Annotated in this window: 27 protein-coding genes and 1 riboswitch; of the genes, 15 read left to right on the top strand and 12 right to left on the bottom strand. The window is 64.5% G+C overall.

Going from position 1 to position 26,876, the window contains the following annotated elements; genetic code table 11:
* Positions 1-6 precede the first annotated feature (6 nt).
* The 5 genes from CJU94_RS11575 to CJU94_RS11555 form a co-directional block, all read right to left on the bottom strand.
* A complete protein-coding gene (locus CJU94_RS11575; RefSeq protein WP_095420310.1) occupies positions 7-435 on the bottom strand; it encodes a response regulator in 429 nt (142 codons plus the stop codon).
* Between the two features lie 20 nt (positions 436-455).
* Positions 456-1,088: a response regulator gene (locus CJU94_RS11570; RefSeq protein ID WP_095418800.1), complete on the bottom strand. Its 633-nt coding sequence runs from the start codon at positions 1,086-1,088 to the stop codon at positions 456-458.
* 145 nt (positions 1,089-1,233) lie between these two features.
* Positions 1,234-1,806, bottom strand: coding sequence for a ferritin-like domain-containing protein (locus CJU94_RS11565; RefSeq protein WP_095418799.1), 573 nt, complete (start codon positions 1,804-1,806; stop codon positions 1,234-1,236).
* Positions 1,807-1,907: 101 nt separating this feature from the next.
* Positions 1,908-2,069 carry a DUF1328 domain-containing protein gene (locus CJU94_RS11560; protein WP_006052455.1) on the bottom strand — a complete coding sequence of 54 codons (162 nt, stop codon included), beginning with the start codon at positions 2,067-2,069 and terminating at the stop codon, positions 1,908-1,910.
* A 109-nt stretch (positions 2,070-2,178) separates the two neighbouring features.
* Positions 2,179-2,355, bottom strand: coding sequence for a DUF1328 domain-containing protein (locus CJU94_RS11555; RefSeq protein WP_095418798.1), 177 nt, complete (start codon positions 2,353-2,355; stop codon positions 2,179-2,181).
* A 250-nt stretch (positions 2,356-2,605) separates the two neighbouring features.
* Between CJU94_RS11555 and CJU94_RS11550 the strand changes: the two genes are divergently transcribed.
* Together CJU94_RS11550 and CJU94_RS11545 are read left to right on the top strand one after the other, a co-directional pair.
* On the top strand, positions 2,606-4,075 hold the full coding sequence (locus CJU94_RS11550; protein ID WP_095418797.1) for a sensor histidine kinase: 1,470 nt from the start codon (positions 2,606-2,608) through the stop codon (positions 4,073-4,075).
* 235 nt (positions 4,076-4,310) lie between these two features.
* Complete coding sequence (locus tag CJU94_RS11545) at positions 4,311-4,445, top strand: entericidin A/B family lipoprotein (protein ID WP_012433647.1); 135 nt, start codon at positions 4,311-4,313, stop codon at positions 4,443-4,445.
* Positions 4,446-4,774: 329 nt separating this feature from the next.
* On the opposite strand, the gene CJU94_RS11540 is transcribed toward CJU94_RS11545, so the two are convergent.
* A complete protein-coding gene (locus tag CJU94_RS11540) occupies positions 4,775-5,569 on the bottom strand; it encodes a DUF4397 domain-containing protein (RefSeq protein ID WP_095418796.1) in 795 nt (264 codons plus the stop codon).
* 362 nt (positions 5,570-5,931) lie between these two features.
* On the opposite strand from CJU94_RS11540, the gene CJU94_RS11535 reads away from it, so the two are divergent.
* Positions 5,932-7,977: an NADPH-dependent 2,4-dienoyl-CoA reductase gene (locus tag CJU94_RS11535; RefSeq protein ID WP_095418795.1), complete on the top strand. Its 2,046-nt coding sequence runs from the start codon at positions 5,932-5,934 to the stop codon at positions 7,975-7,977.
* Positions 7,978-8,037: 60 nt separating this feature from the next.
* Here CJU94_RS11535 and CJU94_RS11530 read toward each other — a convergent pair whose 3' ends face one another.
* Positions 8,038-8,967 carry an EamA family transporter gene (locus CJU94_RS11530; protein WP_095418794.1) on the bottom strand — a complete coding sequence of 310 codons (930 nt, stop codon included), beginning with the start codon at positions 8,965-8,967 and terminating at the stop codon, positions 8,038-8,040.
* 948 nt (positions 8,968-9,915) lie between these two features.
* Between CJU94_RS11530 and CJU94_RS11525 the strand changes: the two genes are divergently transcribed.
* The 6 genes from CJU94_RS11525 to CJU94_RS11500 all read left to right on the top strand — a co-directional run bounded on the left by CJU94_RS11525 (position 9,916) and on the right by CJU94_RS11500 (position 17,016).
* On the top strand, positions 9,916-10,326 hold the full coding sequence (locus CJU94_RS11525; RefSeq protein ID WP_208645311.1) for a GreA/GreB family elongation factor: 411 nt from the start codon (positions 9,916-9,918) through the stop codon (positions 10,324-10,326).
* A 150-nt stretch (positions 10,327-10,476) separates the two neighbouring features.
* Positions 10,477-10,595, top strand: a riboswitch (TPP riboswitch).
* Positions 10,596-10,688: 93 nt separating this feature from the next.
* Complete coding sequence (gene thiC, locus CJU94_RS11520; RefSeq protein ID WP_095418793.1) at positions 10,689-12,620, top strand: phosphomethylpyrimidine synthase ThiC; 1,932 nt, start codon at positions 10,689-10,691, stop codon at positions 12,618-12,620.
* 266 nt (positions 12,621-12,886) lie between these two features.
* Positions 12,887-13,099 carry a glycine zipper 2TM domain-containing protein gene (locus CJU94_RS11515; protein ID WP_095418792.1) on the top strand — a complete coding sequence of 71 codons (213 nt, stop codon included), beginning with the start codon at positions 12,887-12,889 and terminating at the stop codon, positions 13,097-13,099.
* Between the two features lie 267 nt (positions 13,100-13,366).
* A complete protein-coding gene (locus tag CJU94_RS11510; RefSeq protein WP_095418791.1) occupies positions 13,367-13,855 on the top strand; it encodes a hypothetical protein in 489 nt (162 codons plus the stop codon).
* Positions 13,856-14,178: 323 nt separating this feature from the next.
* Positions 14,179-15,777, top strand: coding sequence for an L-lactate permease (locus CJU94_RS11505; RefSeq protein WP_095418790.1), 1,599 nt, complete (start codon positions 14,179-14,181; stop codon positions 15,775-15,777).
* A 312-nt stretch (positions 15,778-16,089) separates the two neighbouring features.
* Positions 16,090-17,016, top strand: coding sequence for a DMT family transporter (locus CJU94_RS11500; RefSeq protein ID WP_095420308.1), 927 nt, complete (start codon positions 16,090-16,092; stop codon positions 17,014-17,016).
* 543 nt (positions 17,017-17,559) lie between these two features.
* Here the strand turns inward: CJU94_RS11500 and CJU94_RS41390 are convergent.
* Together CJU94_RS41390 and bamC are read right to left on the bottom strand one after the other, a co-directional pair.
* On the bottom strand, positions 17,560-17,715 hold the full coding sequence (locus tag CJU94_RS41390) for a hypothetical protein (protein WP_167397528.1): 156 nt from the start codon (positions 17,713-17,715) through the stop codon (positions 17,560-17,562).
* Positions 17,716-17,892: 177 nt separating this feature from the next.
* Positions 17,893-19,128, bottom strand: coding sequence for an outer membrane protein assembly factor BamC (gene bamC, locus CJU94_RS11495; protein ID WP_095418789.1), 1,236 nt, complete (start codon positions 19,126-19,128; stop codon positions 17,893-17,895).
* 38 nt (positions 19,129-19,166) lie between these two features.
* Between bamC and CJU94_RS40825 the strand changes: the two genes are divergently transcribed.
* Both CJU94_RS40825 and CJU94_RS11490 read left to right on the top strand, forming a co-directional pair.
* Positions 19,167-19,373, top strand: coding sequence for a hypothetical protein (locus tag CJU94_RS40825; RefSeq protein ID WP_157763736.1), 207 nt, complete (start codon positions 19,167-19,169; stop codon positions 19,371-19,373).
* Positions 19,374-19,588: 215 nt separating this feature from the next.
* Positions 19,589-20,053 (top strand): DUF2844 domain-containing protein, encoded by a 465-nt coding sequence (locus CJU94_RS11490; protein WP_095418788.1) that lies wholly within the window; start codon positions 19,589-19,591, stop codon positions 20,051-20,053.
* A 64-nt stretch (positions 20,054-20,117) separates the two neighbouring features.
* Here the strand turns inward: CJU94_RS11490 and CJU94_RS41750 are convergent, their stop codons facing one another.
* Entirely contained in the window at positions 20,118-20,414 is a 297-nt protein-coding gene (locus CJU94_RS41750) for a hypothetical protein (RefSeq protein WP_244220980.1), read from the bottom strand.
* Here CJU94_RS41750 and CJU94_RS11485 point away from each other — a divergent pair.
* Both CJU94_RS11485 and CJU94_RS11480 read left to right on the top strand, forming a co-directional pair.
* A complete protein-coding gene (locus tag CJU94_RS11485) occupies positions 20,326-21,378 on the top strand; it encodes a DUF3443 domain-containing protein (protein ID WP_244220955.1) in 1,053 nt (350 codons plus the stop codon). The genes CJU94_RS41750 and CJU94_RS11485 overlap by 89 nt on opposite strands.
* A 139-nt stretch (positions 21,379-21,517) precedes the next feature.
* A complete protein-coding gene (locus tag CJU94_RS11480) occupies positions 21,518-23,392 on the top strand; it encodes a glycosyl transferase family 1 (protein WP_095418787.1) in 1,875 nt (624 codons plus the stop codon).
* 189 nt (positions 23,393-23,581) lie between these two features.
* On the opposite strand, the gene CJU94_RS11475 is transcribed toward CJU94_RS11480, so the two are convergent.
* The gene (locus tag CJU94_RS11475) at positions 23,582-24,091 is read right to left on the bottom strand and encodes a hypothetical protein (RefSeq protein WP_095418786.1); all 510 of its coding nucleotides are present in this window, start codon (positions 24,089-24,091) and stop codon (positions 23,582-23,584) included.
* Positions 24,092-24,252: 161 nt separating this feature from the next.
* On the opposite strand from CJU94_RS11475, the gene CJU94_RS11470 reads away from it, so the two are divergent.
* Positions 24,253-25,008 carry a cadmium resistance transporter gene (locus CJU94_RS11470; protein WP_244220820.1) on the top strand — a complete coding sequence of 252 codons (756 nt, stop codon included), beginning with the start codon at positions 24,253-24,255 and terminating at the stop codon, positions 25,006-25,008.
* 130 nt (positions 25,009-25,138) lie between these two features.
* Here CJU94_RS11470 and CJU94_RS11465 read toward each other — a convergent pair whose 3' ends face one another.
* The gene (locus tag CJU94_RS11465) at positions 25,139-25,468 is read right to left on the bottom strand and encodes a hypothetical protein (RefSeq protein WP_095418784.1); all 330 of its coding nucleotides are present in this window, start codon (positions 25,466-25,468) and stop codon (positions 25,139-25,141) included.
* A 291-nt stretch (positions 25,469-25,759) separates the two neighbouring features.
* On the opposite strand from CJU94_RS11465, the gene CJU94_RS11460 reads away from it, so the two are divergent.
* A complete protein-coding gene (locus CJU94_RS11460) occupies positions 25,760-26,644 on the top strand; it encodes a class I SAM-dependent methyltransferase (protein ID WP_095418783.1) in 885 nt (294 codons plus the stop codon).
* Positions 26,645-26,876: the final 232 nt, after the last annotated feature.

Below are 26,876 nucleotides of genomic sequence, written 5' to 3'. Positions count from 1 at the left end.
CAGCGCTCATTGGCCGCTTCGCGCAGACGCATAGTCGTGCAGCGCGTCGATCACCCGGTCGAATTCGAACGACTTGTCGTAAAAGTGGCGCACGCCATATTGCTCGCAGCGCTCGCGGTACGCGGGCAACGCATGATTGGTCAGTACCGCGGCGAAGACCCGGTCGATCAATCTCTCGCGCTGCAAGTACGCCAACACCGGCACGCCCGAGCCCTGCTTCAACTGCAGGTCTACGATGACCGCGTCGAAGGGCTCGTCGCTCAACAGAGCGATCGCCTGATCCGCCGAATCCGCGTATGCGGCCACCTTAAGCAGGCCGGAGGCGTCGATCGCTTCCACGAGGCTCCTGCGAATCAGCGGCGAATCCTCGATCAGCAGCACACGCAACGGCGCGTGGCGGGCTTGATCGGCGACAGGGTTCGATTCGCTGTTCATCGGAATATCTCGATCGTCCATTATTCGATCAAGCCGTTCTTGATCGCGTAATAAGTCAGATCGGCGTTGTTCGCCAGATGCATTTTTTCCAGTACGCGGGTCCGGTAGGTACTCACCGTCTTCACGGACAAATGCAATTCCTCCGCAATCTCAGTGGGAATCCGCCCTGCCGCGAGCTTGCAGAAAATCTGGAACTCGCGCTCGGACAGCGCTTCGTGCGGGCGCCCGGCGGCCGGCTTGTCGAGATTGTCGGCGAGCGCGTCCGCGACCGCCTCGGAGAGGTAACGGTGCCCGCGCGCCACTGAGCGAATGGCCCGCACGATCTCCTCGGGTTCGCAATCCTTGTTCAGATAGCCGTTCGCGCCCGCGCGCAGCAGGTTGATCGCGTACTGGCTCTCCGGGTAGCCCGACAGAATCAGCACGCCCTGCTCCGGGCGCACCTGCTTGATCACACGCAAGGTGTCGATGCCGTTCTTGTCCGGCATCGCGATATCGAGCAACACCACGTCGAACGCCTGCTCGCGCACGAGGCTGATGGTTTCGTCGCCGGTGGCCGCTTCGGCGGCGACGCACATATCCGGCTCGTCAGCGACGAACTGCCTGAAGCCGCCTCGGACGATCGCATGGTCGTCAGCTATCAACACTCGAATCATCGGTATGGTGTCCGTGCAATGGAATTGCTCCAGGCAGACATTGTAATGATCTCCAGCACGGCGTCTGCCGGAATCGAAAAACCTGGCGGCGCATGCCGGCGCGGGACACGCGTCAGCCTCACCCGTGCCCGCTGCGCCCTCCCGCTTACTCGCGGCCTTCGAGCAGATCCGCCATATCGTCGGCGTGCTCTTCTTCGACAGCGAGAATCTCTTCGAACATACGGCGTGTCGTCACGTCCTTGTCGCCGAGATAGCGAATGATCTCGCGGTAGGTGTCGATCGCGATCCGCTCGGCGATCAGATTCTCCTTGATCATGTCCGTGAGGCTGCTGCCTTCCTTGTATTCCGAATGCGAGCGCGTCTTCAAACCGTCCGGTGCGAAATCGGGTGCGCCGCCCAGTTGCACGATGCGCTCGGCGATGCGGTCGGCGTGTTCCTGCTCCTCGGCCGCATGTTCGGCGAACTCCGCGGCCACAGCCTCGGAATTGATGCCCTTCGCCATGAAGTGATGCCGCTTGTAGCGCAGTACACACACGATTTCGGTAGCCAGTGCGTCATTGCACAGTTTCAACACCGTCTCGCGGTCCGCGCCATAGCTTTGCGTGACCGGGCCGTCCGACATGTGCTTGCGGGCGTCTTCGCGAATCTTGGCGAGATCCATCACGAACGGGTCGCGGGACTGAGTGGCCGCGCCCTGGGCGCCAGGTGACTTCGACATTGAAATTCTCCTTTATCCGGTATTGGGGGGAACTGCGCATCACGCACGAATCGCGCCTGATGCGCCGGCACAAGGAACGAGGGCTGCGAATCAGCGCCCGTCTACGTTCGGAACACGCCCAGCAACAGCGTGACCACAAACACGACCAGGAAAATGTAGAACAGGATCTTGGCAATTTCAGCCGCCCCGGCTGCGATTCCGGTAAAACCGAACACGGCGGCGATGATCGCGATCACGAAAAAAACGATGGCATAGTGAAGCATGGCGACTCTCCTTCTTGTTGGTATCTGCGCGGCATCGGCCTCATGCATTGACTGGCGGACCGTCTGCCACATTCACAGACTCGGCTTGCGAACTCCTCGTCGAGCCACGCTAATCGACGATCTTTTTCGTCACGACGAAGCCCAGCACGAGGAATACGACGCACAGAATCACGAACACGACGAACAGGAACTTGGCAATCGCCGCCGCGCCCGCCGCAACGCCGGTAAAGCCAAGAAGACCGGCGATCACCGCGACGACGGCGAAGAACAACGCCCATTTCAGCATGATGGCTTCCTCCGAAACATGGATTGAACGATCAGGTCCATGCTATCGATCAGCGACGGCGGGCGCATTCCGACGCACGCCGGTTTTCGTGTGAGAATCCGCTGACATTGGATTACGGCTGCGTTATGGTGAGCGCGCAGGCCACGCGGGGGCGCCGTGTTGCGCCGCGGCAGCGGCCATGGCGGCGCGCTGCTCGCCGCGTCGCCGCGGCCGGCGGACGTTACACTGATGCCCCATCAGAGGAGCCGAAATGCCGGATGTGCAGAACGTGCCGAACGCGCCCACCCTTGGGGCCGCCAGCCGGCTGAGCGAGTGGATGCGCAATCGCAGCTGGGCGATTGCCATGACGGTGGCGATCGTGATTACCGTGGGCGGCCTCGTGATTCTCGAGACCGCGCGCCAGCGCATTGCCGCCGAATACGAAACCGCCCTCGAAGCGCGCGAGGTCACCGTGCAGCTGAGCATCCTCGCCAGCCAGCTATCGCGTCTGAGCGCGCAGCAAAGCGATTTTCTTCTGACGAAGCAGGACGCCGCCGCGCGCGATTTCTGCGCAACCGCGGTACGCATCCGTCAGAGCGAGCAGCAGTTGAACCGCTTCTACCGCGGCGGCAAAGCGGACAGCGCGGAACTCGCCAGCTTCACGCAGATTCTCGCGCTGATCGAGGCGCGTATCGGCGCGGGCGCATCCGCGCTGCAGCACGCGGCGCCCCATCCGCTCGATCTGGCCACCTGCGGCAGCGCAAGCGAAGCCAGTCCGGCCGACGCGTCGCTGGTGGACAGCACCCTCACGCTGCTGCGCGACAACGAGGAGCGCCGCGCGCAGCACGCGCTCGCCGCGAGCCGCGGCGATCAGCGCATCTCCACGTTATGTGCGGCGGGTCTGTCGGCGCTGAACATCGTGCTGTTCATCCTGCTGTTTCGCAATCTCGGCATTCAGATCGATCGTCAGGCGCGCGTGCAGCGTCAATTGATCACACAACAGGAAGGACTGGACCAGCTCGTCAACGAACGCACCCGTCAGCTCGAAGCGCTCGGCTGGCACCTGCAGGCGGTCAGCGAAAACGAAAAGACCCAGCTCGCGCGCGAGCTGCACGACGAACTCGGCGCGATTCTGACCGCGAGCAAGATGGACGTGGCATGGGCCAACCGCAAGCTGAAGGACAGCGCGCCCGACATCTCCGAGAAACTCAAGCGGGCGCTCGCGAATCTCGACCAGGGCATTGCGCTCAAGCGCCGCATCATCGAAGACATGCGGCCCACGGTGCTCGCGAACTTCGGGCTCGTCACCGCCTTGCGCACCCTCGCCGACGAAGCCGCGCAGCGCAACAACTGGACGCTCGAGCTGCACCTGCCCGCCGACGACATCAAGCTCGACGAGCAAACCGAGATCGCGCTGTTCCGCGTCGCGCAGGAGTCGCTCACCAACGCCGCCAAATACGCTCGCGCCTCGAAGGTGTCGATCGCCTTGCAGGTGGGCGACGGCCAGGTGGCGCTGCATATCGCCGATAACGGCGTCGGCATCATGCCGGCCGATCTGAAGCGCACCCACACTCATGGCCTGTTGGGCATGCGCCAGCGCGTCGCGGCGCATGGCGGCCGCTTCGATATCCGGCGCGGCGTGCCCAACGGCACCGACATCCACGTGGAGATGCCGAGCGTCAGCACGGCAACGCCTTCGGTCGATCTGCCGCCGGCCACGCCCTCGCGAACGCCCGTCTAGCCAAGACGGAAGAACCGCCGCGTTCAGCCTTGTAGGAGTGCGCCGACGCAAACACCGGAGCACACCTACAAGAAAATCGCAGCCCAGCCGACAGCGCCGCCCCCGCCCTTTTTTTACCATGCAATCAGACCGGATCGACTGGCGTAAGCCCCGGTCGGACGACAGCTAGCTCAGCTAGCGCGTGCCGTGGAACACGGGCACGTCAACCGATGCATTCTCGACAAGGAGAACTCTCATGAATCGACTGATCGCTTTGCTTCTCATTGCAGGGACAGCTGCGCTCGCCGGTTGCAACACGATGGCGGGGGCTGGGCAGGATATTTCGAAGGGTGGCAATGCCATCACGAACTCGGCCGAACAGGCCAAGTAAGCAGCTCGCAAGAAGCCGACGCCTCGCGCTCCGTAGCGCCGGGCATGGGGGTTCATGAAAGCCCGCCGCGGGAAACCTCGGCGGGCTTCTTTTTGGGTGAAGGTTGGAGGGTCGAGGACGGCGTGCGGCGCCCTTCCTGCACGCAGGGATCAGCTGTACCAATGCATCCGTCACGGCGGTCGCTACCACCACGCATCGAAGCCGCAAACAAAACGGCGATCCACTCGCGTGGATCGCCGCTCCGTCCTCCCCAGGACGTGTCGCTGAATGCATGTGCCTGGTGCAAGCGCCGCTTGCGGGCGCTTATGTCAGCGCACTTTAGCTCACGCTTATTGGCCCGTGAGCGTGTTCGTCAATTCGACGCTCGGCGTCTGCGTATTGCCGTTCTGTGCAACCAGCAGATGAATCTGGCCCGGCACGAGCTGGCTCAGCGCACCCGCGATCGGCACCGACGTCACCAGCCAGTCGGCGTTGTTCGACAACGTGAACGCCGGCGACTGGAAGATCGGCGTCTTGCTGCCGGCCGCGGTCGCGATCAGCACGTACGTGCCGCCGGACACGTAGATCGAATCCTGGCCGCTCGCCGGCACCGCGTTCTTGAATGCCACGCCGGCCATGGTCGGCCCGACATTGGTAATGTCGGTGGCGGTGGACTGGACCAGATACAGGTCGAGATTGGTCGCGTTCGCCGACGCATTGAAGCCGCGCACGCGCGCGCTATTCGAGAGCAGACCCTTGTCGAACGGATCGTCGATCAGGCCGATGTCCGGTGCGGCGAGGCCCGGCAAAGCAAGCACGGTGTATTCGTGGCCCTTCGCGACGTCCGGAAAGTTGCCGCTCGCGAGCGCCGTCGTCGAGCCGGTCGCCGAATAAGCGACGGTCGTGGCGCCGGTGTTGATATTGGTGAAGTTCGTCACGCCTTTATAGTTGATGTTCGTCTGACCCGAGGGCGCGCTGCCGTTCACGAGAAAGTCGACTGCCGGGCCACTGGGAATGGCATGAATGAAGTGGATCTCCGGATTGGTCAGCCCGAGTTCCTTGCCCACGTCGTCGGAACCGCCGCCACACGCGCTCAGAATGGTTGCAACTGCAGCCATTGCCACCATGGTTCGGATCAGTTTCATTATGTTCACCTATCGATGTTGTCGGGCTCTCGGCCCATTGATTTGTGGACGTCCCGCTTCGGACAACACGCCGTCTGAAACCTTGTTCGTTGGTCATTGGAACGGTTTCAGGCCGGCTCTCCGAAGCGGAGCACCCCCTCCTATCCCTGCCGCACATCGCGCCTTCTGGTCGAGCGGCGCGGTCCGTGTCGATGGACGCTCGTTTCGAGCAATGCGTGTGCCGCGGGCTTCGGCATGGCGGGTGGCGGCTGAAGAATGTCTTACGGAGCAACGAGTTGCGAGGATTAGAATTTTTCCTCGGAGGGTTGGCACGCGGCGCGGTGTATCGTTCGTGCGCATCCAATACTTACACGATCCTTCCCATGTCTTACCACCACTTACTCGCCGAACTCGACCTCGGCTTCACCCGCTTGCGCAACCGCGTGGTGATGGGTTCGATGCACACGGGCATGGAAGACCGCTTCTGGAATTACCCGAAGCTGGCCGCGTACTTCCGCGAGCGCGCGAAGGGCGGTGTCGGTCTGATCGTGACGGGCGGGATTTCGCCGAATCGCGAGGGCTGGCTGTTGCCGTTCGGCGGCACGCTGAATTCCGTCTTCGATCTGCGCAATCACCGGCAACTGACCGAAGCCGTGCACGCCGAAGGCGGCAAGATCGCGCTGCAGATCCTGCATGCGGGCCGCTACGGGTATCAGCCGTTCGTCGTATCGGCCTCGGCGATCAAATCGCCGATCTCGAAGTTCAAGCCGCGCGCGCTGAGCATCGCCGGCATTGCGAAGACCGTGCGCGATTACGCGCGCTGCGCGCGGCTCGCTCAACGCGCGGGCTACGACGGCGTCGAGATCATGGGCAGCGAAGGCTATCTGCTCAACCAGTTCCTGTGCCCGCGCACCAACCGGCGCACCGACGCGTACGGCGGCAGCATCGAAAACCGCATGCGGCTCGCGCGCGAGATCGTCGAGCGGGTGCGCGCCGTGTGTGGCGAGCGCTTTATCGTCGTGTACCGGATCTCGCTGATCGATCTGGTGGATGGCGGCAACACGTGGGACGAAACCGTGCAGGTCGCCCAGGCGCTCGAAGCGGCCGGTGCGACGATGTTCAACACCGGCATCGGCTGGCACGAAGCGCGGGTGCCGACCATCGTGACCTCGGTGCCGCGCGCCGCCTTCGCTGCGCTGAGCGCGCGCCTGAAGGCCGCCGTGAAGGTGCCGGTGATCGTGTCGAACCGCATCAATACGCCCGACGTCGCCGAAGAACTGCTCGCACAGGGAGCCGGCGATCTGGTATCCATGGCGCGGCCGCTACTGGCCGACCCCGAGTTCGTGCTGAAGACCGCCGAGGGGCGCACGCACGAAATCAACACCTGTGTCGCCTGCAATCAGGCCTGCCTCGATCACACGTTCAAGAACCAGCGCGCAACATGTCTCGTCAATCCGCGCGCGGGACGCGAAACCGAACTCGTCTACCGGCCCGTCGCCGCTCAGCAGGCCGCGCGTTCGGTCGCCGTGGTCGGCGCGGGGCCGGCGGGATTGTCGGCGGCGACCGTGGCGGCCGCGCGCGGGCATCGCGTGACGCTGTTCGATGCGAGCGCAGCGATCGGCGGCCAGTTCAATCTGGCGATGCGCGTGCCCGGCAAGGAAGAGTTCAGCGAAACGATCCGCTATTTTCAGAGCCAGTTGCAGCGCCACCACGTGGACGTGCGGCTCGGCACGCGCGTCGATGCCGCGCTGCTGGCCGCCGGCGCTTATGACGACGTGATCGTCGCCACCGGCATCGTGCCGCGGCGGCCGGCGATTGCCGGCATCGACGCGGCGAACGTGCTGTCGTACGTGGACGTGTTGCGCGGCGCGCCGGTCGGTGAGCGCGTCGCGGTGATCGGCGCGGGCGGCATCGGCTTCGACGTCAGCGAGTTTTTGCTGCATCGCGCTGGCGACCCACTGCCGATGCCGCGCGACGCATGGCTCGACGAATGGGGGGTCGATCTTGCCGTGCGGGAACGCGGTGGGCTGAAACCGCCCGCCCCGGCGCGACCGCCGCGGCAAATATGGCTGTTGCAACGCAAGGCCGGCAAGCTCGGCATGGGGCTCGGCAAGACCTCCGGCTGGGTGCATCGCGCGACGCTGGCAAGGAACGGCGTGAAGATGCTCGGTGGCGTGTCGTATCGGGAAATCGCGGAGCGCGGGCTGAAGATCGCGCGTGAAGGCGTCGAAGAGTGGCTCGACGTGGATACGATCGTCGTGTGCGCGGGGCAGGAGTCGCTGCGCGATCTGCATCCGCAGACGGTGGCGGCCGAAGCGAGTCGTGCCGACGGGCCGCGTTATCACGTGATCGGCGGGGCCAGGGTCGCGACCGAACTGGATGCGAAACGCGCGATTCGCGAAGGCGCGGAAGTGGCCGCGGCGCTGTGAGCGTAGCGGCCCGCCGGCGCTCGGCTGCAAGCAGATTCGAGGCGCACAGCGAGGCCGGACTCAGGCGAGCCGCTTGTTCCGGTAGTCGAACCAGAACGACAGCCCCACGCTCGCCAGAATGACGATGGTTGCGATCACCGTGGAGCGGGTCACCGGCTCGCCGAGCAGCAGCGCACCGAGCACCACGGCCACCACCGGGTTCACGTACATGCAACTGCTGGCAATGATCGGACTGGTGTGCCGGATCAGAAAGCCGTACGCGACGTAAGCGGCCATCGTGCCGATCAGCATCAGGTAGATGAACGCCAGCACCGGCAGCACATGCACCTCGAGCATCCGCTCGCCCGAGGCCCACGCGACGAGGGTCGACATCGCGCCGCCCAGACCGATTTGCAACGACGTCGAGAGAAACAGGTCCGAGGGCAGCTTCAGCCGCCCGGCCAGATGCGCGCCGCCCGCCCAGAAAAGCGCGCCGCACAGAATCGCCAGGCTGCCGCCGGCCGAGCCCGGCGTGCTGTCGCCGTGACTGAGAATCGCAATGCCGACCAGACCGAGGCCGACCGCGAACCACTCGCCGCGGCCGATCTTGCGCCCCGCCACCGCCGCGATCACCGTCGCGAACAGCGGCACGGTGGCGACCATCACCGCCGCGGTGCCGGTGCCGACGGTGCGCATTCCATAGGCGAGCATGCCGCTCGACAAACCGACCAGCATCGTGCCGACGAGCCCCGCATTGCGGATTTCGGCGGCGCCCGGCCAGACCGGATTGCGGCGCGCCGCGAAAATGAAGAGCCCTACGCCGGCGAACAGATTGCGCAGCCCCGAGAGCAGCAGCGGCGGAAACGAACCCAGCGCGACGTGCACGGCGAGATAGGTCGAACCCCACACGAGATAGACGACGGCGAGCGCGAGCGCGAGCTGGCCGTTGCGGGATTGCGGCAAACGGAGCGGAAGACCACGCGGAAAACGGCTTGGGAGTTGCAGCGACATGCGTTCAACCCGCCCATGCCGCTCGAGGCGCGGCGCCCCCGCTGAAGACCCTGAAACGGGATGGCGGACACCGCATCGGCGATACGGTCTGAAGGGCGAGGCTGGCGGACATGATGGTGGAACGGAAGGACGATAGATGGCCAGTGAGCCACAACGCCGCAGCGGTCGAAGGCAATCGAGCCACGGCGAACACGCGCCAAATGGTGGGCGCGCATCGCATTATGCAGTAAGCGCCCACCGCGTCGCTTGAAAGAATCGTAACTTTTCGGCGTACTTGCAACAAAAAACCCGGGGGCGTCTGGCCGGATCCGCGCCGCCTCGGTGCCCGCGGAATGCGTCGAACCTATGCGCCGGGCGATCCCGCTTCGGTGCGAGCCGGCCCGAATGGCGCCGGATCGTTTCCCGCTCGCGTCTCTGGCCGGCCGGTTGGGCTGATTGCCGACGGAACCGCTCATGATTCGGTATCCATAACGTTCCGGCACGCGGCCAGCAGGCTCGACCACGGCGCAAGCGGTCTGCCGGCGGCGGGCGCCACGTTTCGAGCGGGTCATCCCGGGCGCCGAGTCGAGCGACACCCCGCCCTGTGCTAAAGTCGGGAGACAGCGGGCGCGTGCTAACATTCAGCTTTCTATTGGGCCCATGCAGCGCACCCGCGCCCCGATACTGCGCCGCCCGCCTCACCCTCTCTCGCTACCCACCGGCTACCTCGATGCGTTTTCCGACTTCCCGTGCCTTCTGCCGCTTGCGCCCCCGCCGCGCAACCGGTCGCGCGCGCGTGCAGTTCATGCCGCATCGCGCCGGCGAGCCGTCCCGAACGCTCCCGCTCCACGCCGCCCGGCGCCCGATCTAACGCTGCTCGCTCCATTGCCTGAGCCGCGTTGTCGGGCTCCGGGCCGATCTCATCCGCACGCTGTTTCCCTACATGCAGATCGAATTGGAGTACCCATCGTGAAAAAGACGAAAACCTGTTACCTGACCGAGCTCGACGTCGCCCGTCTGGAGAAGCACGCAGCCGCGCCCGGCGCCGAAGCGCGTTTCCAGGACATGCTCGACGACGTGCTGGAACGCGCCGTGATCGTCGACTCGCACGAGATTCCGGCCAATGTCGTCACGATGAATTCGCAAGCCACGCTGGTCGACGAAACCAGCGGCGAGCACATGACCTGGACCGTGGTCTATCCGCCGAATGCGGACTTCGCGCACGGCCGCCTGAACGTGTTCTCGCCCGCCGGCCTCGCGTTGCTTGGCGCCAAACGCGGCGAGCGCATCCGCTTCACGCCGCCGAGCGGCACGGAAAAAGTGCTGAAGCTGGAAAAGATCCTGTTTCAACCCGAAGCCGCCGACAATTTCACGCTGTAAGCACAGCGCAAAGGCGTAGCAAAACGTGCCGCGCGGCTTCTTGAGCTCCCCCTGGAGCCGGCCACGCCGCCTGCCCTGCCGCACCGATATCCGCCATCCGATGTTTCAGGACGGGTTGCCAAGCGGTGTGCGGCCGGTGTATCGTGTGCGCTGCTAACGCGGGGGTCCTGCGTCGCACGGAGGTTGGAGGTCCGTGTTGCGCGGGTGAGAAATACCCTTTGAACCTGATCTGGATAATGCCAGCGCAGGGAAGCGTACGGATTTCGCACCCCAGCCTTATCGCCTCACCTCTCGCGAATTCCGACAACTTCCATCTCGTCTCCTGCTTAGCCGCCCCACATAGCTTTGCAAAGGAGATACGCATGAACGCCAATCCGAAGTTCCTTTCCGCCGACGCTCACGTCGACGAAGCCGCCGTCGCGCCGCTGCCGAATTCCCGCAAGGTCTACGTGACCGGCTCGCGTCCCGACATCCGCGTGCCGATGCGCGAAATCTCGCAGGCCGACACGCCCGACAGCTTCGGCGGCGAGAAGAATCCGCCGGTCTACGTGTACGACACGTCGGGCCCCTACTCGGATCCGGACGCCACAATCGACATCCGCGCCGGTCTGCCGGCGCTGCGTCAGGCGTGGATCGAAGAGCGCGGCGACACCGAGGCGCTGACGGGCCTGTCGAGCGACTTCAGCCGCGAACGCGCGGCCGACACGGCGACCGCCGAACTGCGCTTCCAGGGCCTGCACCGCACGCCGCGCCGCGCGATCGCCGGCAAGAACGTCTCGCAGATGCACTACGCGCGTCGAGGCATCATCACGCCGGAAATGGAGTACATCGCGATTCGCGAGAACCAGCGCCGCGCCGAGTATCTGGAAAGCCTCAAGACGAGCGGCCCGAACGGCGAAAAGCTCGCCGCGATGATGGGCCGCCAGCACCCGGGGCAGGCGTTCGGCGCGAGCGCGTTCGGTCCGAACGGCCTCACCGAAATCACGCCGGAATTCGTGCGCGAGGAAGTGGCGCGCGGCCGCGCGATCATCCCGAACAACATCAATCACCCGGAAAGCGAACCGATGATCATCGGCCGCAACTTCCTCGTGAAGGTGAATGCGAATATCGGCAATTCGGCGGTGACGTCCTCGATCGGCGAGGAAGTCGACAAGATGACGTGGGCGATCCGCTGGGGCGGCGACACGGTGATGGACCTGTCCACCGGCAAGCACATTCACGAAACGCGCGAGTGGATCATCCGCAACAGCCCGGTGCCGATCGGCACGGTGCCGATCTATCAGGCGCTGGAAAAGGTCAACGGCAAGGCCGAAGACCTGACGTGGGAAATCTTCCGCGACACCCTCATCGAACAGGCCGAACAGGGCGTCGACTACTTCACGATTCACGCGGGCGTGCGTCTGCAATACGTGCCGCTCACGGCCAAACGCATGACGGGCATCGTCTCGCGCGGCGGCTCGATCATGGCCAAGTGGTGTCTGGCTCACCACAAGGAAAGCTTCCTGTACGAGCATTTCGAAGACATCTGCGAAATCATGAAGGCCTATGACGTGGCCTTCTCGCTCGGCGACGGCCTGCGCCCCGGCTCGATCTACGACGCCAACGACGAGGCGCAGCTCGGCGAGCTGAAGACGCTCGGCGAACTCACGCAGATCGCGTGGAAGCACGACGTGCAGACCATGATCGAAGGCCCGGGCCACGTGCCGATGCAGCTCATCAAGGAAAACATGGACCTGCAACTGGAATGGTGCGACGAAGCGCCGTTCTACACGCTGGGACCGTTGACGACGGACATCGCGCCGGGCTACGACCACATCACGTCGGGTATCGGTGCGGCGATGATCGGCTGGTTCGGCACGGCCATGCTGTGCTACGTCACGCCGAAGGAACACCTTGGGCTGCCGAACAAGGACGACGTCAAGACCGGCATCATCACCTACAAGCTCGCCGCGCACGCCGCCGATCTGGCGAAGGGCCATCCGGGCGCGCAGGTGCGTGACAACGCGCTGTCGAAAGCGCGCTTCGAATTCCGTTGGGAAGACCAGTTCAACCTCGGTCTCGACCCGGACAAGGCGCGCGAATTCCACGACGAAACGCTGCCGAAGGACTCGGCCAAGGTCGCGCATTTCTGCTCGATGTGCGGCCCGCACTTCTGCTCGATGAAAATCACGCAGGACGTGCGCGAATTCGCCGCCCAACAAGGCGTGACCGATGACGAAGCGCTGAAGAAAGGCATGGAAGTGAAGTCGATCGAGTTCATGAAGAACGGCGCTGAGATTTATCAGCGGCAATAAGATTGGAGGCGGATCGAACGTTTTCACGTGCGCTTCGATCCGCCACCCGATCCGCCAGACCACTGCATTGCAGCATGAAGCCCGCCACTGGCGGGCTTTTGCGTTTGTGTAAGCCAGGCACGCCGCATGCTGAAGCGAGGGAAACATTTGATTACGAAACCGTCAGTTCGCTGACAAGCGCATACATCCGGATACGGGCTGCGGCGATAACATCAAATGCAAGAAAAGTGACTAGTTCCTACTACAACACTACTGGAGTCAGCATCATGAAAACGATTCGTCAAATCGGCACGCTCGCGGCCATCGTGGCAGTCGTGGTAAGCCTTTCCGCGTGCGAAGGCATGAGCCGGCAAGGTCGCGACACGGCCATCGGCGCGGGTCTCGGCGGCGCGGCGGGCGCGGCGATCGGCGGCAATGCACTGTCGACGATCGGCGGCGCGGCGGCCGGCGGCATTATCGGCAATCAGGTGGGCAAGTAATCGGGGGATGTCAGTCGGACGGCAACTTCACGCGATGCCGGACATGACGTAGACGAGGGTCGCGCGATGCTCGACCCTCGAACCGCCGGATGCGCCGTACCTGAAGCGGCGCGCGACACTTCATGCGCCTCGCGCCTGGCGTCGCGATGAGGTGCGCAATGAGGTGAAATAAGCCGTTACCGTTTTGCAATCCTGCTGGCGTCGCAGCAGCGTAAGCTGGTGCTGTGACGCCCCATTGGCGGCGTTCGATTCATTCAGGAGCGCGTCATGAAGTCCCGCCTCATCCCTAAGGTGCGCGCGATCGGCCAGTGGCTGCCGCTGCGATCTTCCAGGTGTTCCATTCCCCCTCTTTCGCACGCCGGCTTGGTGCTCGGCGGGGTGGTGTGTGCGCTCACGCTGTCCGGTTGCTATTACCCATACGGGTACTATCCAGCCGGCTATTACCCGTACTACGGCACCGTACCCGCTTCCGCCACGCAACAGGCCGTGCCCTTGAACCAGGACGGCTCATACGCAGCGCCCCAGCAGCAACAGGCGCAGGTGCCAGCGGATCAGCAGGCTTCACCGCCCACTTACGCGGTCGCCGCCCCTCCCGTTTACGTGGCGCCCGCGTATCCCGTCTACTATCCGCCGCCGGTCTATCCGGCTTATTACGGCTATCCGGGCTGGTATGGACCATCGGTCTCGATCGGCTTCGGTTTCGGCGGCTACTGGGGTGGCCACGGCGGAGGGCACGGCCACGGCCATGGGCATTAAGGCCTGCCGGCACGATTGCCGTCATGGACTTCACACGATGGACTGCATGGCAGACCCGGCATTGCGCGCCCGCATCGCGTCCCGCGCGTCTTCTCACGTATGGGCAACGCGCGCTCGCAGTCCTCGTGCGCTTAGCCCGTAGTTTCTGCTTGACGCGGCCCGGCGGGGCTCTATGCTTGGGAAAGCCGCACGTAGTACCTGTTTAAAAAAAGCGACCCGGCCCGTCCCACGCGTGCCGACGACGCCCATCCGCCCTGCCAGAGCGACGCGCCCCGTAGAACGGACTGCCGCGTCGGGTGCGAACAACAAAAGAAGGAGACGCGATGTTTCATCAACTACTCACCCCTGTCGGCAATTCGCTATTGCCCTCGTTCCTCGTTGCAGCGTTACCGATCATCGTCGTGCTGCTTCTGCTTGGCTGGGCGCGCCGGCCGGCGTGGCAGGCGTCGCTCGCGGGCCTCGTCGTCGGCCTGGTCGTGGCGATCTTCGTCTGGCAGTTTCCGGTCGGGCTCGCGGTCGATTCGGTGCTCGCCGGCGCGGTATTCGCCTGCTGGCCGGTCATGTGGATCGTGTTCGCGGCGATCCTGCTTTACAACATCTCGCAGCGCTCGGGCCGCTTCGCGGCCTTTCGGATGTGGATGATCGACAATCTGCCGAACGACCGGCGCGTCGTGCTGGTGGTGATCGGCTTTTCGTTCGGCGCGCTGCTCGAAGGCATTTCCGGCTTCGGCACGCCGGTCGCCATCACCAGTTCGTTGCTGATTCTGCTCGGTTTTCCCACGCTGGAGGCGCTCGTCTTCACGCTCATTTTCAATACCGCGCCGGTCGCCTTCGGCGCGCTCGGCGTGCCGATCACCGTGCTCGGCGCGGTCACGCACCTGCCGGCCGATTCGCTCGCCAAGATGGTCGGCCGCCAGTTGCCGTTCTTCGCGTTCCTGCTGCCCTTCTATGTGATCAGCGTCTACGCGGGCTTTCGCAACATGCTGAAAGTGTGGCCGGTGCTGCTGGTATCGGGGGCGAGCTTCGCGCTGACGCAGTTCGTCGCCTCGAACTTCGTGAACTACAGCCTGACCGACGTGTTGTCGTCGATGGTCTCGCTCGTTCTGACCATTGCCTTTCTGCGCGTCTGGCGGCCCGAGGTGGATCCGGAATTCGCGGTCAACATCGACCGTGTCGGCGAGGTGCGCGGCAAGATCAGCGGCGGCCAGGGCTGGTATCCGTGGATCATCGTGTCGGTCGTGGTGATCGTCTGGACGGTAGCGAAGATCTTCCTGATCGGCGACGTCAAGGTGCCGTGGCCCGGCCTCGACAAAGCCGTTTTCATCACCCTGTACAACACGCCGTACGGCGCGGTGTGGGACTTTCAGCCGCTCGCCACCGGCACCGCGATTCTCGTCGCCGCGCTCATCACCACCTTCGTGGTCGGTCTGAGCGCGCGCGAGTTCGGCGCGGCCATCGTCGACACGTGGGTGCAGACGCGCATCGCCATCCTGACGGTGGCGACCATCGTCGGGCTCGCCTATCTGATGAACTACTCGGGGCTCACGTACACGCTGGGGCTGGGCGTTGCCTCGGTCGGACCGTTCTTTCCGCTGGTGTCGGCGTTCCTCGGCTGGGTCGCGGTGTTCCTGTCGGGCAGCGACACGTCGGGCAACGCGCTGTTCGGCAACCTGCAGGTGGTGGCGGCCAACCAGCTGAATCTCAACCCGATCCTGATGGCGGCGACGAATTCGTCGGGCGGCGTGATGGGCAAGATGATCTCGCCGCAAAACATCTCGACCGGCGTGGCGACCACCGAGCTCAAAGGCAAGGAAGGCGTGGTGTTCGCCAAAACGTTCAAGCATTCGATACTGTTGACGGTGCTGCTCGGCGTGCTGGTCTGGCTGCAGCAGAATTTCCTGCAGTGGATGATTCCGCACTGAGTTGAGAGGATTGGGCGCGCATGGAGGCGGCGGCGGAGTGAGCGGCGTCGGCAAAATAATTCACGATCTTCGACCGCGCGCCCTCTCCCGCCTGAACACCGGCGCTCCACCGCACATCCTTGTCGCAATTTTTCTCACATCAGCGTGAGAATTGCTCGTTTTGCGCGGGCCGCCGCGGGGCTTACGATCACGACTATCAGACGCCTTTCATCTCCCGGATCTTGCCGTTTCATTCCAGCCTGAAACGTTTCGCACGATAGCGCTGTTACGATGCGCGGGCGTCTCGACTCAACCGCGCGCGACGCCACTCCGATGAACGCCAAAAACCTGTTTCAGTTGCTGATCCTCGCCGCCCTGTGGGGCGCCTCGTTCCTGTTTATCCGCGTCGGCGTCACCGACTTCGGCGTCGCACCTCTGATGGCGCTGCGCGTGGGCATCGGCGCGGCCTTCCTCGCCGTCGTGCTGATCGCGCGCCGCCCGCTGCGCCAATCCGCGACCATCCTGCGCACGCGGGCCTTCCCGCTACTGGTGGTCGGCATCCTGAATTCGGCGGCGCCCTTCTGCCTGTTCGCGTATGCGGAGCTGACGCTGTCGGCGGGAGTTACCTCCGTGATCAATGCGAGCACGCCGCTCTGGGGCGCGCTGGTCGGCTTCCTATGGCTACGCGACCGGTTAAGCGCGCTGCGCACGCTCGGTCTGGCGATCGGCTTTCTCGGCGTGTTGATGCTTGTGTGGGATCAGATCGCCGCGCCGAACGGCACGGCCGCCACCCCGCTCACCACCGCACTCGCGGCCGCCGCCGCGCTCGGCGCCACGCTGCTGTACGGCGTCGCGGCAAACTACACCAAGCGGCATCTGACCGGCGTCGACGCGCTGACCGTCGCTACCGGCACCATGACCGGCGCCACCATCGTGCTGCTGCCGCTCGCCGTGATCTACTGGCCGGCGGCGCCGGTCTCGCTGCACGCATGGGGCGCGGTGATCGCGCTCGGCGTCGCGTGTACCGGCGTGGCGTATATGTTGTTCTTCCATCTGATCGCGGTGGCCGGACCGGCGCGCGCCATTACCGTCACGTTCGTGATTCCGATCTTCGGCATTCTGTGGGGCGCGCTGTCTCTCGGCGAAAGCGTGTCGCCCGGCATGCTGGAAGGCTGCGGCGTCATTCTGGTCGGCACCGCGCTGGCCACCGGCGTCATCAAACGTCTGCCGTGGATCGGAACGCGCCGGGCGGACACCTGAAGCCCCTTCGTATCGCGCGAATGCTTTCCGGCGTCGCCGACACGCTCACTCTTCCCGCCATCCAGCCGCCTGCCGCAACTCCCGAGCACAAAAAAATAGCCCGCACTCCACAGGAGTGCGGGCGAAACCGTCGCCCTACGAGGATAGGCGACGGGGCCACCGAGGCCGCACGTCACGCGCGCAGGCCATCATCGGGCGAAGCATCGGTTCGTTGTCCGATGCTGCTTTGGAGCTCCGGAGTCTTTGATCGAATCGTGCCGTGGACGATTCGCCGCAAACCCGCGTGGGGTGAGCCAATCCGGCTCTACAAGCGTATAAAAGCAGCTTGCGTGCCAGTTTGTTAAACGACTGGAGGCAATGCCTGCAAACGGTTGATTCTTATTGGATTTACCTGCAGGAGAAAATGGGCGGGGCGCAGCGCGAAGAACGCCCGGAGGGTTACGTCACCGGGGTAACGTCACGTTACATGCGGCCGCACAGAGGGCCGCGAGCCGCATCCCGCCGTGGAAGACGGGATGCGGTTCAAAGGCGAGCGACGGCGGCTCAAAGCGTCGGCCACTTCGTACGCTGCGCGCCCGTGTGGCGGACCCGCAGGCCGGTTGGCCGGCGCGATTCACGCGGATCGAGGGCTGCGCCGCACACGAGCGCCAGGACGAGCAAGCTCGCCGCCCACATCCAGTAAGGCATCACATCGAACATGGCCAACCCCCATTTTGAAGTCCGGCTCGTACCGGTATTCGGGAAGTCAAGCAAAACACATGCGCACACGCTGAGCGTTCTTTTCCGGGCCGCGCGCCGCGAAACACATGGTCGAAAAAAAACCCGCCCGGAGTCGATTCCGGGCGGGTTTCGGACAGCGTTCGAACTGGCTGAGTCTTAGTGCAGTTGGTCGACCATCAGACTCATGATCTGTTTGGCCTGCGGGCTTTCGTCGATCGAGCCCTTGTCGTCGACCACGGCCACGCGCGTCTGGTTAGGCGTCACCGCGCGCACGTTCACGAGATACTGCTTGGCGACCTTTTCCTTCTTGCCGTGGAAAACCTGGCTCCAGAAGCCCTGTTCCGCCGAGGTCATATCCTTCGGGTCGACGTAGCGCACGAAGTACAGGCCGCGGGTCAGATCGCGGTCGTCGACGGTGAAGTTGCTGCGGTCGAGCGCGAGGCCCACGCGCAACCACGCGCGGTCGTACGGCTCGCCGAGCGTGAGCTCGGTGGAGGAAAACTGCGCCGGGGTATTGTTCGCCGAGTCCGCATCCGGCAGCGGCTGCTGCGCGGACAGCGCGACGTTTTGCGCCGCCGTGGCCGCAGCCTTCGACTTGGCGCCCGCCGTTGCCGCGTTGGGCGCCGTCTGGGCACCGGCCGGCGACAGGTCGGCGCCTTGCGTGTCACCCGACTTCGTGCGCGAATCGGCCAGCGCGAGCGCGGCCTGCAGCCGCTTCAGATATTCCTGTTCGAGGCCCGGATCGTTCGGCTTCGGCACCCAGGTGCTCGAATCGTTGTTGGTGCCGGTGAGCGCCTCACGCATGCCCTTCTGGCTGATGAACACGTAGGTGCCGCCATTGGGCGCCGCTTCGAGACGGGTGCGGTACTTGTTGCGCTCCGAGGTCACATAGCTGTTGCCCAGGGCCTTGGACAGCGTGCTGCGGATCAGGCCGTCGTTGATCTGCGCGTGCGTTTCGTTCCAGTCGGTTTCCATCACGCCCTTGTCGCGCTGGTCGACCACCAGCAGGAAACCCTGTTCCTGCCAGAAGCGGCGGATTTGCGCCCATGCCTGGTCGGGCGCCTTGTTGTCGATGACGAGCCAGCTTTCCGTGCCGTCGCGCTGGATATGCATGCCGGCGACCGGCGGCACCACCACCACGGAATTGGCCGAGGGCGCCTGCGCCTGGACCTGCTTGAGCGTGGACAACGAGGTTTCGCCGCCCTGCGGGGGCAACGAACGCTGATCGGCCGTCTCATCAATCATGTTCGGCGGTACGGCAAGTGACACCTGCTTCGATTTCGAGTCGCTCTTGTAGTCGATTTTGGTCGGCGACGAAGTACCGCAGCCGGCGACCAGACCGCCTGCCATCAGCATTACTGCAAACCGCTTGGTAAGACGAAGATCAGTCATGTTCGGGGAATCCTTCCGCTACGCCACGGCAAGTTTCCGTGGATCAACCCGACATTTTACCGATCCCGGCGCACTGTGTGCAAAAACCCGGGTTTGCCCGTGAATTGAGCAGCGTGCGCGGCGCCCCGAACGGCCCCGTTTCGATCCTTGCGAAGGAGACGGAGCCCGCTTGCCGGGCCAACTTTTCGCCGACGCCGGCGCCCCGTTTCGCGCCAGAAGACCCCGCGCTGAAGCGGCAGATTTAACAATTGCCCACATTTCCCAATCGCCTGTCAGACACACCGTAGCTACACGTCAGAACATTGATTCGACGGCGCTTTCCGGGCTCTCCCCAGAGTCAATTTTGAGATCCCAAAAATCGTCGGACGCCGCTTCTGGTAACGGTCCGAAAACCCAGGTGATATCTTGAAATGGACATCTCAAAATGCCTGCGAGAGCACCAACCACGAGACCGACCGTCATGCCATTGCCCACCTTCACCCCTACCCTCGCCGCCTGCGCACTGGCGGCGGCCATGTCGCACCTGAGCGCCGACGCACGCGCCCAATTGGGCGCCGCCATGCCGGCACAGGGAGAGACAAAGGCGAGCGCGCCGCGCCTCGTGTTGAACGGAGCGCTGCGCATGCGCACGCTGACCGACGCGGGCAACACGACCATCAACGAATACGCCACCAACACCGGCCAGATCATCGCCTACGCGTGGCAAGGGCCAACCATGCCGGACCTGCGCGCGCTGCTCGGAAAGTATGCCGACTCGTATCGCGCCGGCGCCGGGACGGCACCCGCGGACGGCAATCTGCACGTTTCGCGCGTTGCCCGGCCGGACGTGATCGTGGAATCCGGCGGCCCGATGCGCGGCTACGTGGGACGCGCCTGGCTGCCTGCGGCGCTGCCGCCCGGCGTCACCGCCAACGATTTCCAGTGACGCAACCGCATCCAGCCTTCGCCTTCACACATGCTCACGACGCCATGAAATCCGCCCTTCGCCTTCACGCCCTGCTGTTCGTCTGCGCCGCTTTCGCGGCTTGCGGAGGCGGCGGCGGCACGCCGTCCGCGACTTCCCAGCCCGGTACCGCCGCGCCGGGCAGCGGTCCGGGCGCTGCCGGCGCGCCGTCGGCCGCCGCGCCGCCCGCCGCTTCGAGCACCGGCACGAGCGGCTCCGTGCCGCAGTCGAATACGCCGAACGTCCAGCCGATCATCGTCGCCAGCGCGCCGGGGCTGACGCGCAACATGCTGACGACGAGCGTCACCGTCTGCCAGCCCGACACCACCAACTGCGCGACCATAAACAACGTGCAGGTCGACACCGGCTCGCACGGTTTGCGGATTCTCGCCTCCGCGCTGCCGGCGAGCCTGCCGCTCGCGGCTATCGCTTCGGGCGGCGGCATCGCCGGCGAGTGCGCGGTGTTCGGCGGCGGCTACACATGGGGCGCGGTGCGCAGCGCGGACGTGCGCATGGCCGGCCAGCTGGCCGCGTCGATTCCGATCCAGACGATCGCCGACCCGGCGCTGCCCACCGTGCCCGCCGACTGCGCGGGCGCCGGCCGCGCCATGCAGACGGTGGCGGGCCTGCGCGCGAACGGCATACTCGGCGTCGGCCTGTTCGCGGCCGACTGCGGCAGCGGCTGCGTGAATGCCGCGCTGCCGCGCTGGTACTACAGCTGCGACGCGAGCGGCGCCTGCCAGGCGAGCACGCAGGCGCTCGCGCAGCAGGTCACCAATCCGGTCAGCCGCTTCGCGCTCGACAACAACGGCGTGGTGATCGACCTGCCGACCATCGCCGACGCCGGCGCGGCCAGCGTATCCGGTTCGATGATCTTCGGCATCGGCACCCAGGCGAATAACACGCTCGGCGGCGCCCGCGTCCTCAAGGCGAATTCGGTGACGGGCTTCGTGGTCACCACGAGCGGCGGTCAGACTTATTCGCAAAGCTATCTCGACAGCGGCTCGAATGGGCTCTTCTTCAGTAACAGCCAGTTGCCGCAATGCGGCTTGTGGTACTGCCCGCCTTCGGTACAAGCCGCGAGCGCCGCGATCACGGGCACGAATGGCGCGTCGAGCATGGTGTCGTTTGCGATCGGCAATTCGAGCGCGCTGTTCGCGTCGGCGAATAACGCCTTCAACAACCTGGCCGGCGTGGCCAGCAGCGGCTTCGGCTGGGGCCTGCCGTTCTTCTTCGGACGACGCGTCTATACGGCGATCGCCTCGCGCGAAACATCGGCGGGCCCGGGTCCGTACTACGCATTCTGAAAGAGCGGCTTCTTTCGGCGCCGAAAATTCCTAAATGCATCGACCGGACAGATTTGATATCGACCGACTGCGATAATTCCCGCTTCCGGCTAACTCCATTTCAATTAGTTAGTCATGCAAATCCTGGAATTGTCGGCAGATGGAAGATCCCACTTTTTCGCTCGACCACTTCGAGCAGCTCGTTTATACGCGGCAGCATGTCAAGGCTTCGATCCAGTTCATTGCCGCGCTGGCGCTTCTTCAGCAGAAGCGCGGCAAGCTGGACGGCCGCTTTCTCGCCTCGGGCATCGCCGATCTTCCGCCTGACGAGCAACGCAAGCGCTTCTGCACGCGCCTCGCCAGCGCGGCATCAACGCTGTTTGCCGACCCGGCATTCGAGCTGCCGCACGAGTGCTTCAGGCTGCTTCTGACACTGCACGAATGGGTCGGACTGGTGTTCTCCTCCACCGCGTTCGGCAATGCCGACCACGTCGCCCGCAACCTGAATCCGCGTGGTCAGGACAACGCCCAGTTTCTGCGCGGCGACCGCTTCGTCGAGAAACTCTGCGTCCTCTATTCCACCGAATCGGAACTGGAACTGAACTTCGCCGCGCTGTGGGCGTACGACAAATCCCTTGCTGCCTGTCTCGCGCTCGTGCTGCTGGCGCCCATCTTCAAGGGATCGGCGAGCGCGCATGTCAAACGCGAGGCGCTAATGGAATGGCTTCCTGGCAAATTGCAGCAGATCGACGACCTCGACGACCTGCCTACCGCCTTGCTGCACAACGCGTATATGTTCTGCAGTTATGCGGTCACGCCGCGTCGGCATGAGATCAAACGCGACATCAATGCGCTGGTGCGCCGCAAGCTGGACCAATTGGGATTGACCGACCTTCCCGCGGCGCAACCGGCCCGCGCCAAGCACCGCAAGCAGCGCGGCAAAAAGCCGCTCATGGTGGTCGTGCTGGAGTGGTTCGGCGGCGCCCATTCGATCTACCGCACCCACTCGCGTACGCTCGAAGCCGCGCGCGAGCATTTCGAGGTGGTGGCCTTCAGCTTCGGCTACGCCATCGACGATATCGGGCGTGCGGTGTTCGACCGCTTCATCGAACTGGAGGAGCCGGAATACATTGGCGAATGCCTGAAAACGATCCGCGACTTTGCCGAGACGGAACGGCCCGACGTGCTCTATATGCCGAGCGTCGGCATGTTCGCGCTCACGGTGTTCATGTCGAACCTGCGCATCGCGCCGCTGCAGATCGCCGGGCTCGGCCATCCGGCCACGACTCACTCCGACAAGATCGACTACGTGAGCGTCGAGGAAGATTATGTCGGCGATCCCGCGTGCTTCAGCGAACGTCTGCTGAAGCTGCCGAAGAACGGCCAGCCGTACCGGCCTTCGGTGGCGCTGCCGGACATCGTCGCCGAAATGCCGCCGTCGCGTGAAATGCTGGAGGTGGTCATCACCGCCAGCGCCATGAAGCTCAATCCCGGCTTTCTCGAAGCGTGCCGTGAGATCAGCGCGCGCGCCGCGACGCCGGTCGAGTTTCACTTCATGAGCGGCGTGCCCGCCGGCTTGCCGCTCGAGCGCATGCGGGAAGTGATCCGTGAGGCGCTGCCGCACGCCGTCGTGCACGGCTTTCACGATTACGCGGATTATCTGGCGCGCGTCAATCGCTCCGATCTCTTTCTCAGCCCGTTTCCGTTTGGCAATACCAACGGTATCGTCGACGCGCTCACGCTCGGTTTGCCCGGCATCTGCAAACGCGGGCCGGAGGTGTTCGAACGGATCGACGGCGCGCTGTTCGAGCGTGTGGGCATGCCGGCGTGGACGACGGCGGAGAGTGTCGAGGACTACATCGTCGCAGCCGTGCGGCTGATCGACGCGCACACCGAGCGCGGCGCCTTGCGGCAGCGTCTTATCGATACGCAGGCGGTACAGCGTTGCTTCGAAGGGCGGCCGCAGGCATTTGGTGAATGCGTGCTGCGACTCATGCGCGATAGGCAGCGGCAGCGTGAGGAGGTGGTGGCTTGAAGTTCGGCGTGGTTTGAATTCGACGTGGCTGGCCTTGCTTAGCGGCTGGCCTTGTTTCGGAGCCCGCTCTGCGTCGTAGCCTGCCTTGCTTCGTGGCCTGCCTTGCTTCGTGGCCTGCCTTGCTTCGTGGCCTGCCTTGCGTCGCAGCCTGCCTCGCTTCGTGCCCGCCTTGCTTCGTAGCCCGATGCGTTATTCGGTCGCGCTAGCGGGAGGGGTCACAAGATTCGCCGGTGCGAGCCAATTGAATGCGTTCAGCGTCGGCCCATGAAACGTACACTCGGCGGCCGCTGGCGTGACGATCTTCTGCGGTTTGGCAGGTTTGCGCGCGAGTGCTTCGGCCGCCGAAACACCTGATGCGCCCGATGCACCAACGGTCGCCGCCGACCCCGCCTGCGCGCCCGACGCAGTAAGCGGCGCTTTAGCCGCGGATGCCGCGGATGCCGCAGCAGCCACCGAAGGCGCCGAAGCCGAAGCCGAAGCCGGCGCCACCACATGCTCGATCGATCCTTCCACGACCACCCGCGCGCCATCGATGCCTGCGCCGGCATGGGCGATCTTCAGCGTATCCGGCGACGTGGCCGCCAGCTTGCTTCGCATCAACTGCTCGCACGCGTCCGTATTTTTATAGACGGCCGTACAGCCCGCTAGCAGCGCCGCAGCGGTCGTGACGCAGGCGATAGAGAGAATCCGAATCTTCATTGACGTTCCGTTTTTCAAGCTGGCGGCAATTGTAGCTTACGACCCGCTCGACCTGCACCCGCTCAGTGCGCCATTTGCGCGCTCGTCGATGGCAGCGCCCCGGCCGCACATTGCGACGGACACTTGACGGCCTATCCGGCGCGGCAAGACACAGTCACCGCTTGACCCCAGCGGCTCGTACCGGCATCGTGTCGAGCGGCCGCCATTGCATCGGCGCACTGCCGGCTTCCCGATCGGGCCTCGCGATGAACCTCGCTTCGCCTTCCCAGTCTTTCCCACTGCGCAACGACCCGCTTTCCCGCATGCTCAGCCTTGCCCTGCTCGCCATCGCGGGTTACACCGCCACCAACATCGACAACCTGTTCGTGCTGCTCGCCTTCCTGGCGGAAGCCGGCAGCGGGCGGCGTCGCGTGATCGCCGGGCAGTATGCCGGCTCGCTGACCTTGATCGTGGGGTCGATTCTGCTCGCCGCTTTGCTCAAGCAGTTGCCGGCCGGCTATGTCGGTTTGCTCGGCATCCTGCCGATCGGCGTGGGGCTCGCCAAAGCGTGGGCGCGCTTTGGCCCCGGCAACGCGCACGCGGCGCAAACGGTGCGTGACGGCGGCCAGCCGGCCGCCTCGCGCGGCTCATCGTGGTGGGTGGTGGCTTGCGTGGCCGTCGCCAACGGTTCCGACAATCTCGCCGTCTATGTGCCGTTATACGCAAGCCATTCACATAGCGAGGGCGCATTCATCTCGCTGGTGTTTATCGTGATGATCGGGCTCTGGTGCGCCGGCGCGGTGTGGCTCGTCAGACATCCATTGCTCGGCGCGCCGATCCGGCGCTACGGCACCGCGGTTCTGCCCCTCATCCTGGTGATAATCGGCGTCTCGGTGATCGCGCAGAACGATACGTTGCGGATCGTCTTCGGAATCTGAGCAAAGCGGGTACGTGGACGGCAAACAGCCCATCGACAAGCAAAGCGCTGATAAAACGGCATGGACCGTACAGGGATGCGCGACTGCTCTCCAGCGCGCGATGCAGCACGATCCTCGTGCGCGCGCCCACTCAATTCGACGGGGCCGCCGGTTGCACGTAAGTACGCACGCCGGCGAGCGGTGACCCATACCCGCCGGAATTCGTGTGGTTCGGCAAGCCGTTGACCAGTTGCGCGCGCGGGTCGGTCGGATTCAGATTCAGCTCCCCCGCCTGCTGGTTGCCGTGTGTCGGGTATTCGCTGCCTCGCGCGGCGTTCGGCATCAAACGGGTGCTGTTTTGCGGCGCGTACATGTCGTCCTGCGGGCTCAGGCCCTGCGCGCCCGCCTGCGCGGCGATCACGCAAGCGGCCGCGCCCAGCAATACCAGCCCTACCCGCGACATCGTCGATGTTCGTTTCATACCTGCCTCCAGCAAAATGAAATGAGGAGAATCAAGTCGCGCTCGACACTCACGAAGTCACCAGGCCCGCGCGCGACGGCAAACGCTGATGAGACGCTGTTCACCTCATTTATACGCGCGACCAGGCACTTCGGATTCGGCAATCGGGACGCGAGGCGCTGCAAACAGGGAAACTGGCGGCCAGGCTCTTTTATTCCTCGATTCCTCGCACGGGCAGCCGCCACGCAAATCCCGCAAGCGCCTATCCTTATGCCGATTGCGGCTTTCCCCCCAGACCGATCGGACCCGATAATGGATGCCATGAACCGTCGACCCAATCTTCAAACGCGCGCGTTGCGCGCCACGCTCGCCGCGGTGAGCGCGGCGCTCGTCGTCGCGGCCTGCGCCGGCCCGTCGGCCTCGACTTCCGCAACGGCGTCGTCGAATCCGGAGCTGCTCGACGCAGCCATTGCCGGACCACAACGCGGCGACAAGGCCCGCGCACGGGACATCTACCGTCATCCGAAGGAGACGCTGCAATTCTTCGCACTCGCGCCGTCGCAAAGCGTGCTGGAGATCGATCCGGGCGGCGGCTGGTACACGGAGATCCTCGCGCCGTACCTGCACGAGCACGGCAAGCTCTACGAGGCGCAGTACGAGGGCCCGCAGCGCGCGCCGTCGGCCGAGGCACAGGCGAGCCGCGCCGCGTTCGCGCGCAAGCTGGCGGCCACGCCCGCCGTCTACGGCAAGGTCGTGGTGGGCACGCTGCACGCGGGCCAATTCAGCGGTTTTCCGGCCGATGCCAGCGTCGACGAAGTGCTGACCTTCCGCAATATCCATAACTGGATCAAGGACGGCCAGATCGACGCAAACCTGCGCGCCTTTTATGCGGCGCTCAAGCCCGGCGGCGTGCTCGGCGTCGAGGAACACCGCGCGGCGCCGGGCACCTCGCTGCAACAGACCATCGACACCGGTTACGTGACCGAAGACTACGTGATCGAACATGCGCGGGCGGCCGGCTTCGAACTGGCCGGCAAGAGCGAGGTGAACAGCAACCCGCGCGACACGAGGAATTACCCCAACGGCGTCTGGTCGCTGCCGCCAACCTTCGAAGGTGGCGACGTCGACCGGGCGAAATACGCGGCCATCGGCGAATCGGACCGCATGACCTTGCGCTTCGTGAAACCGGCGCACTAATCTCGCCCCGCACGGGAACGGCGCTTGACGCCGTCCCAATAATATGGTCCTATTGCGCACTATGTACCGCGCCCAGACCATCCTATCGCTACTACTAGCCCCCTCTTCCGGGCTAGGTCTGCTGCTGCGCGCTTCCATCTGAAACACCCGAAGCACCGCTCAATTCCCCAGTAACTGACCCAGCCCCGGTTTCCGACCGGCGGTCCTGTCATGTCTTTTCGTCGTCCGGTCG

The organism is Paraburkholderia aromaticivorans, assembly GCF_002278075.1.
GTDB classification, from domain to species: domain Bacteria; phylum Pseudomonadota; class Gammaproteobacteria; order Burkholderiales; family Burkholderiaceae; genus Paraburkholderia; species Paraburkholderia aromaticivorans.
This window is presented reverse-complemented; position numbering and strand designations above follow the sequence as displayed.

What these genes read in the sequence shown, in the direction of transcription:
- CJU94_RS11575 (WP_095420310.1), bottom strand. Translation starts at nt 435, where the DNA reads ATGAACAGCGAATCGAACCCTGTCGCCGATCAAGCCCGCCACGCGCCG.
- CJU94_RS11570 (WP_095418800.1), bottom strand. Translation starts at nt 1,088, where the DNA reads ATGATTCGAGTGTTGATAGCTGACGACCATGCGATCGTCCGAGGCGGC.
- CJU94_RS11565 (WP_095418799.1), bottom strand. Translation starts at nt 1,806, where the DNA reads ATGTCGAAGTCACCTGGCGCCCAGGGCGCGGCCACTCAGTCCCGCGAC.
- CJU94_RS11560 (WP_006052455.1), bottom strand. Translation starts at nt 2,069, where the DNA reads ATGCTTCACTATGCCATCGTTTTTTTCGTGATCGCGATCATCGCCGCC.
- CJU94_RS11555 (WP_095418798.1), bottom strand. Translation starts at nt 2,355, where the DNA reads ATGCTGAAATGGGCGTTGTTCTTCGCCGTCGTCGCGGTGATCGCCGGT.
- CJU94_RS11550 (WP_095418797.1), top strand. Translation starts at nt 2,606, where the DNA reads ATGCCGGATGTGCAGAACGTGCCGAACGCGCCCACCCTTGGGGCCGCC.
- CJU94_RS11545 (WP_012433647.1), top strand. Translation starts at nt 4,311, where the DNA reads ATGAATCGACTGATCGCTTTGCTTCTCATTGCAGGGACAGCTGCGCTC.
- CJU94_RS11540 (WP_095418796.1), bottom strand. Translation starts at nt 5,569, where the DNA reads ATGAAACTGATCCGAACCATGGTGGCAATGGCTGCAGTTGCAACCATT.
- CJU94_RS11535 (WP_095418795.1), top strand. Translation starts at nt 5,932, where the DNA reads ATGTCTTACCACCACTTACTCGCCGAACTCGACCTCGGCTTCACCCGC.
- CJU94_RS11530 (WP_095418794.1), bottom strand. Translation starts at nt 8,967, where the DNA reads ATGTCGCTGCAACTCCCAAGCCGTTTTCCGCGTGGTCTTCCGCTCCGT.
- thiC (WP_095418793.1), top strand. Translation starts at nt 10,689, where the DNA reads ATGAACGCCAATCCGAAGTTCCTTTCCGCCGACGCTCACGTCGACGAA.
- CJU94_RS11515 (WP_095418792.1), top strand. Translation starts at nt 12,887, where the DNA reads ATGAAAACGATTCGTCAAATCGGCACGCTCGCGGCCATCGTGGCAGTC.
- CJU94_RS11510 (WP_095418791.1), top strand. Translation starts at nt 13,367, where the DNA reads ATGAAGTCCCGCCTCATCCCTAAGGTGCGCGCGATCGGCCAGTGGCTG.
- CJU94_RS11505 (WP_095418790.1), top strand. Translation starts at nt 14,179, where the DNA reads ATGTTTCATCAACTACTCACCCCTGTCGGCAATTCGCTATTGCCCTCG.
- CJU94_RS11500 (WP_095420308.1), top strand. Translation starts at nt 16,090, where the DNA reads ATGAACGCCAAAAACCTGTTTCAGTTGCTGATCCTCGCCGCCCTGTGG.
- CJU94_RS41390 (WP_167397528.1), bottom strand. Translation starts at nt 17,715, where the DNA reads ATGTTCGATGTGATGCCTTACTGGATGTGGGCGGCGAGCTTGCTCGTC.
- bamC (WP_095418789.1), bottom strand. Translation starts at nt 19,128, where the DNA reads ATGACTGATCTTCGTCTTACCAAGCGGTTTGCAGTAATGCTGATGGCA.
- CJU94_RS11490 (WP_095418788.1), top strand. Translation starts at nt 19,589, where the DNA reads ATGCCATTGCCCACCTTCACCCCTACCCTCGCCGCCTGCGCACTGGCG.
- CJU94_RS41750 (WP_244220980.1), bottom strand. Translation starts at nt 20,414, where the DNA reads ATGGTCGCGCAGTTGGTGGTGTCGGGCTGGCAGACGGTGACGCTCGTC.
- CJU94_RS11480 (WP_095418787.1), top strand. Translation starts at nt 21,518, where the DNA reads ATGGAAGATCCCACTTTTTCGCTCGACCACTTCGAGCAGCTCGTTTAT.
- CJU94_RS11475 (WP_095418786.1), bottom strand. Translation starts at nt 24,091, where the DNA reads ATGAAGATTCGGATTCTCTCTATCGCCTGCGTCACGACCGCTGCGGCG.
- CJU94_RS11465 (WP_095418784.1), bottom strand. Translation starts at nt 25,468, where the DNA reads ATGAAACGAACATCGACGATGTCGCGGGTAGGGCTGGTATTGCTGGGC.
- CJU94_RS11460 (WP_095418783.1), top strand. Translation starts at nt 25,760, where the DNA reads ATGGATGCCATGAACCGTCGACCCAATCTTCAAACGCGCGCGTTGCGC.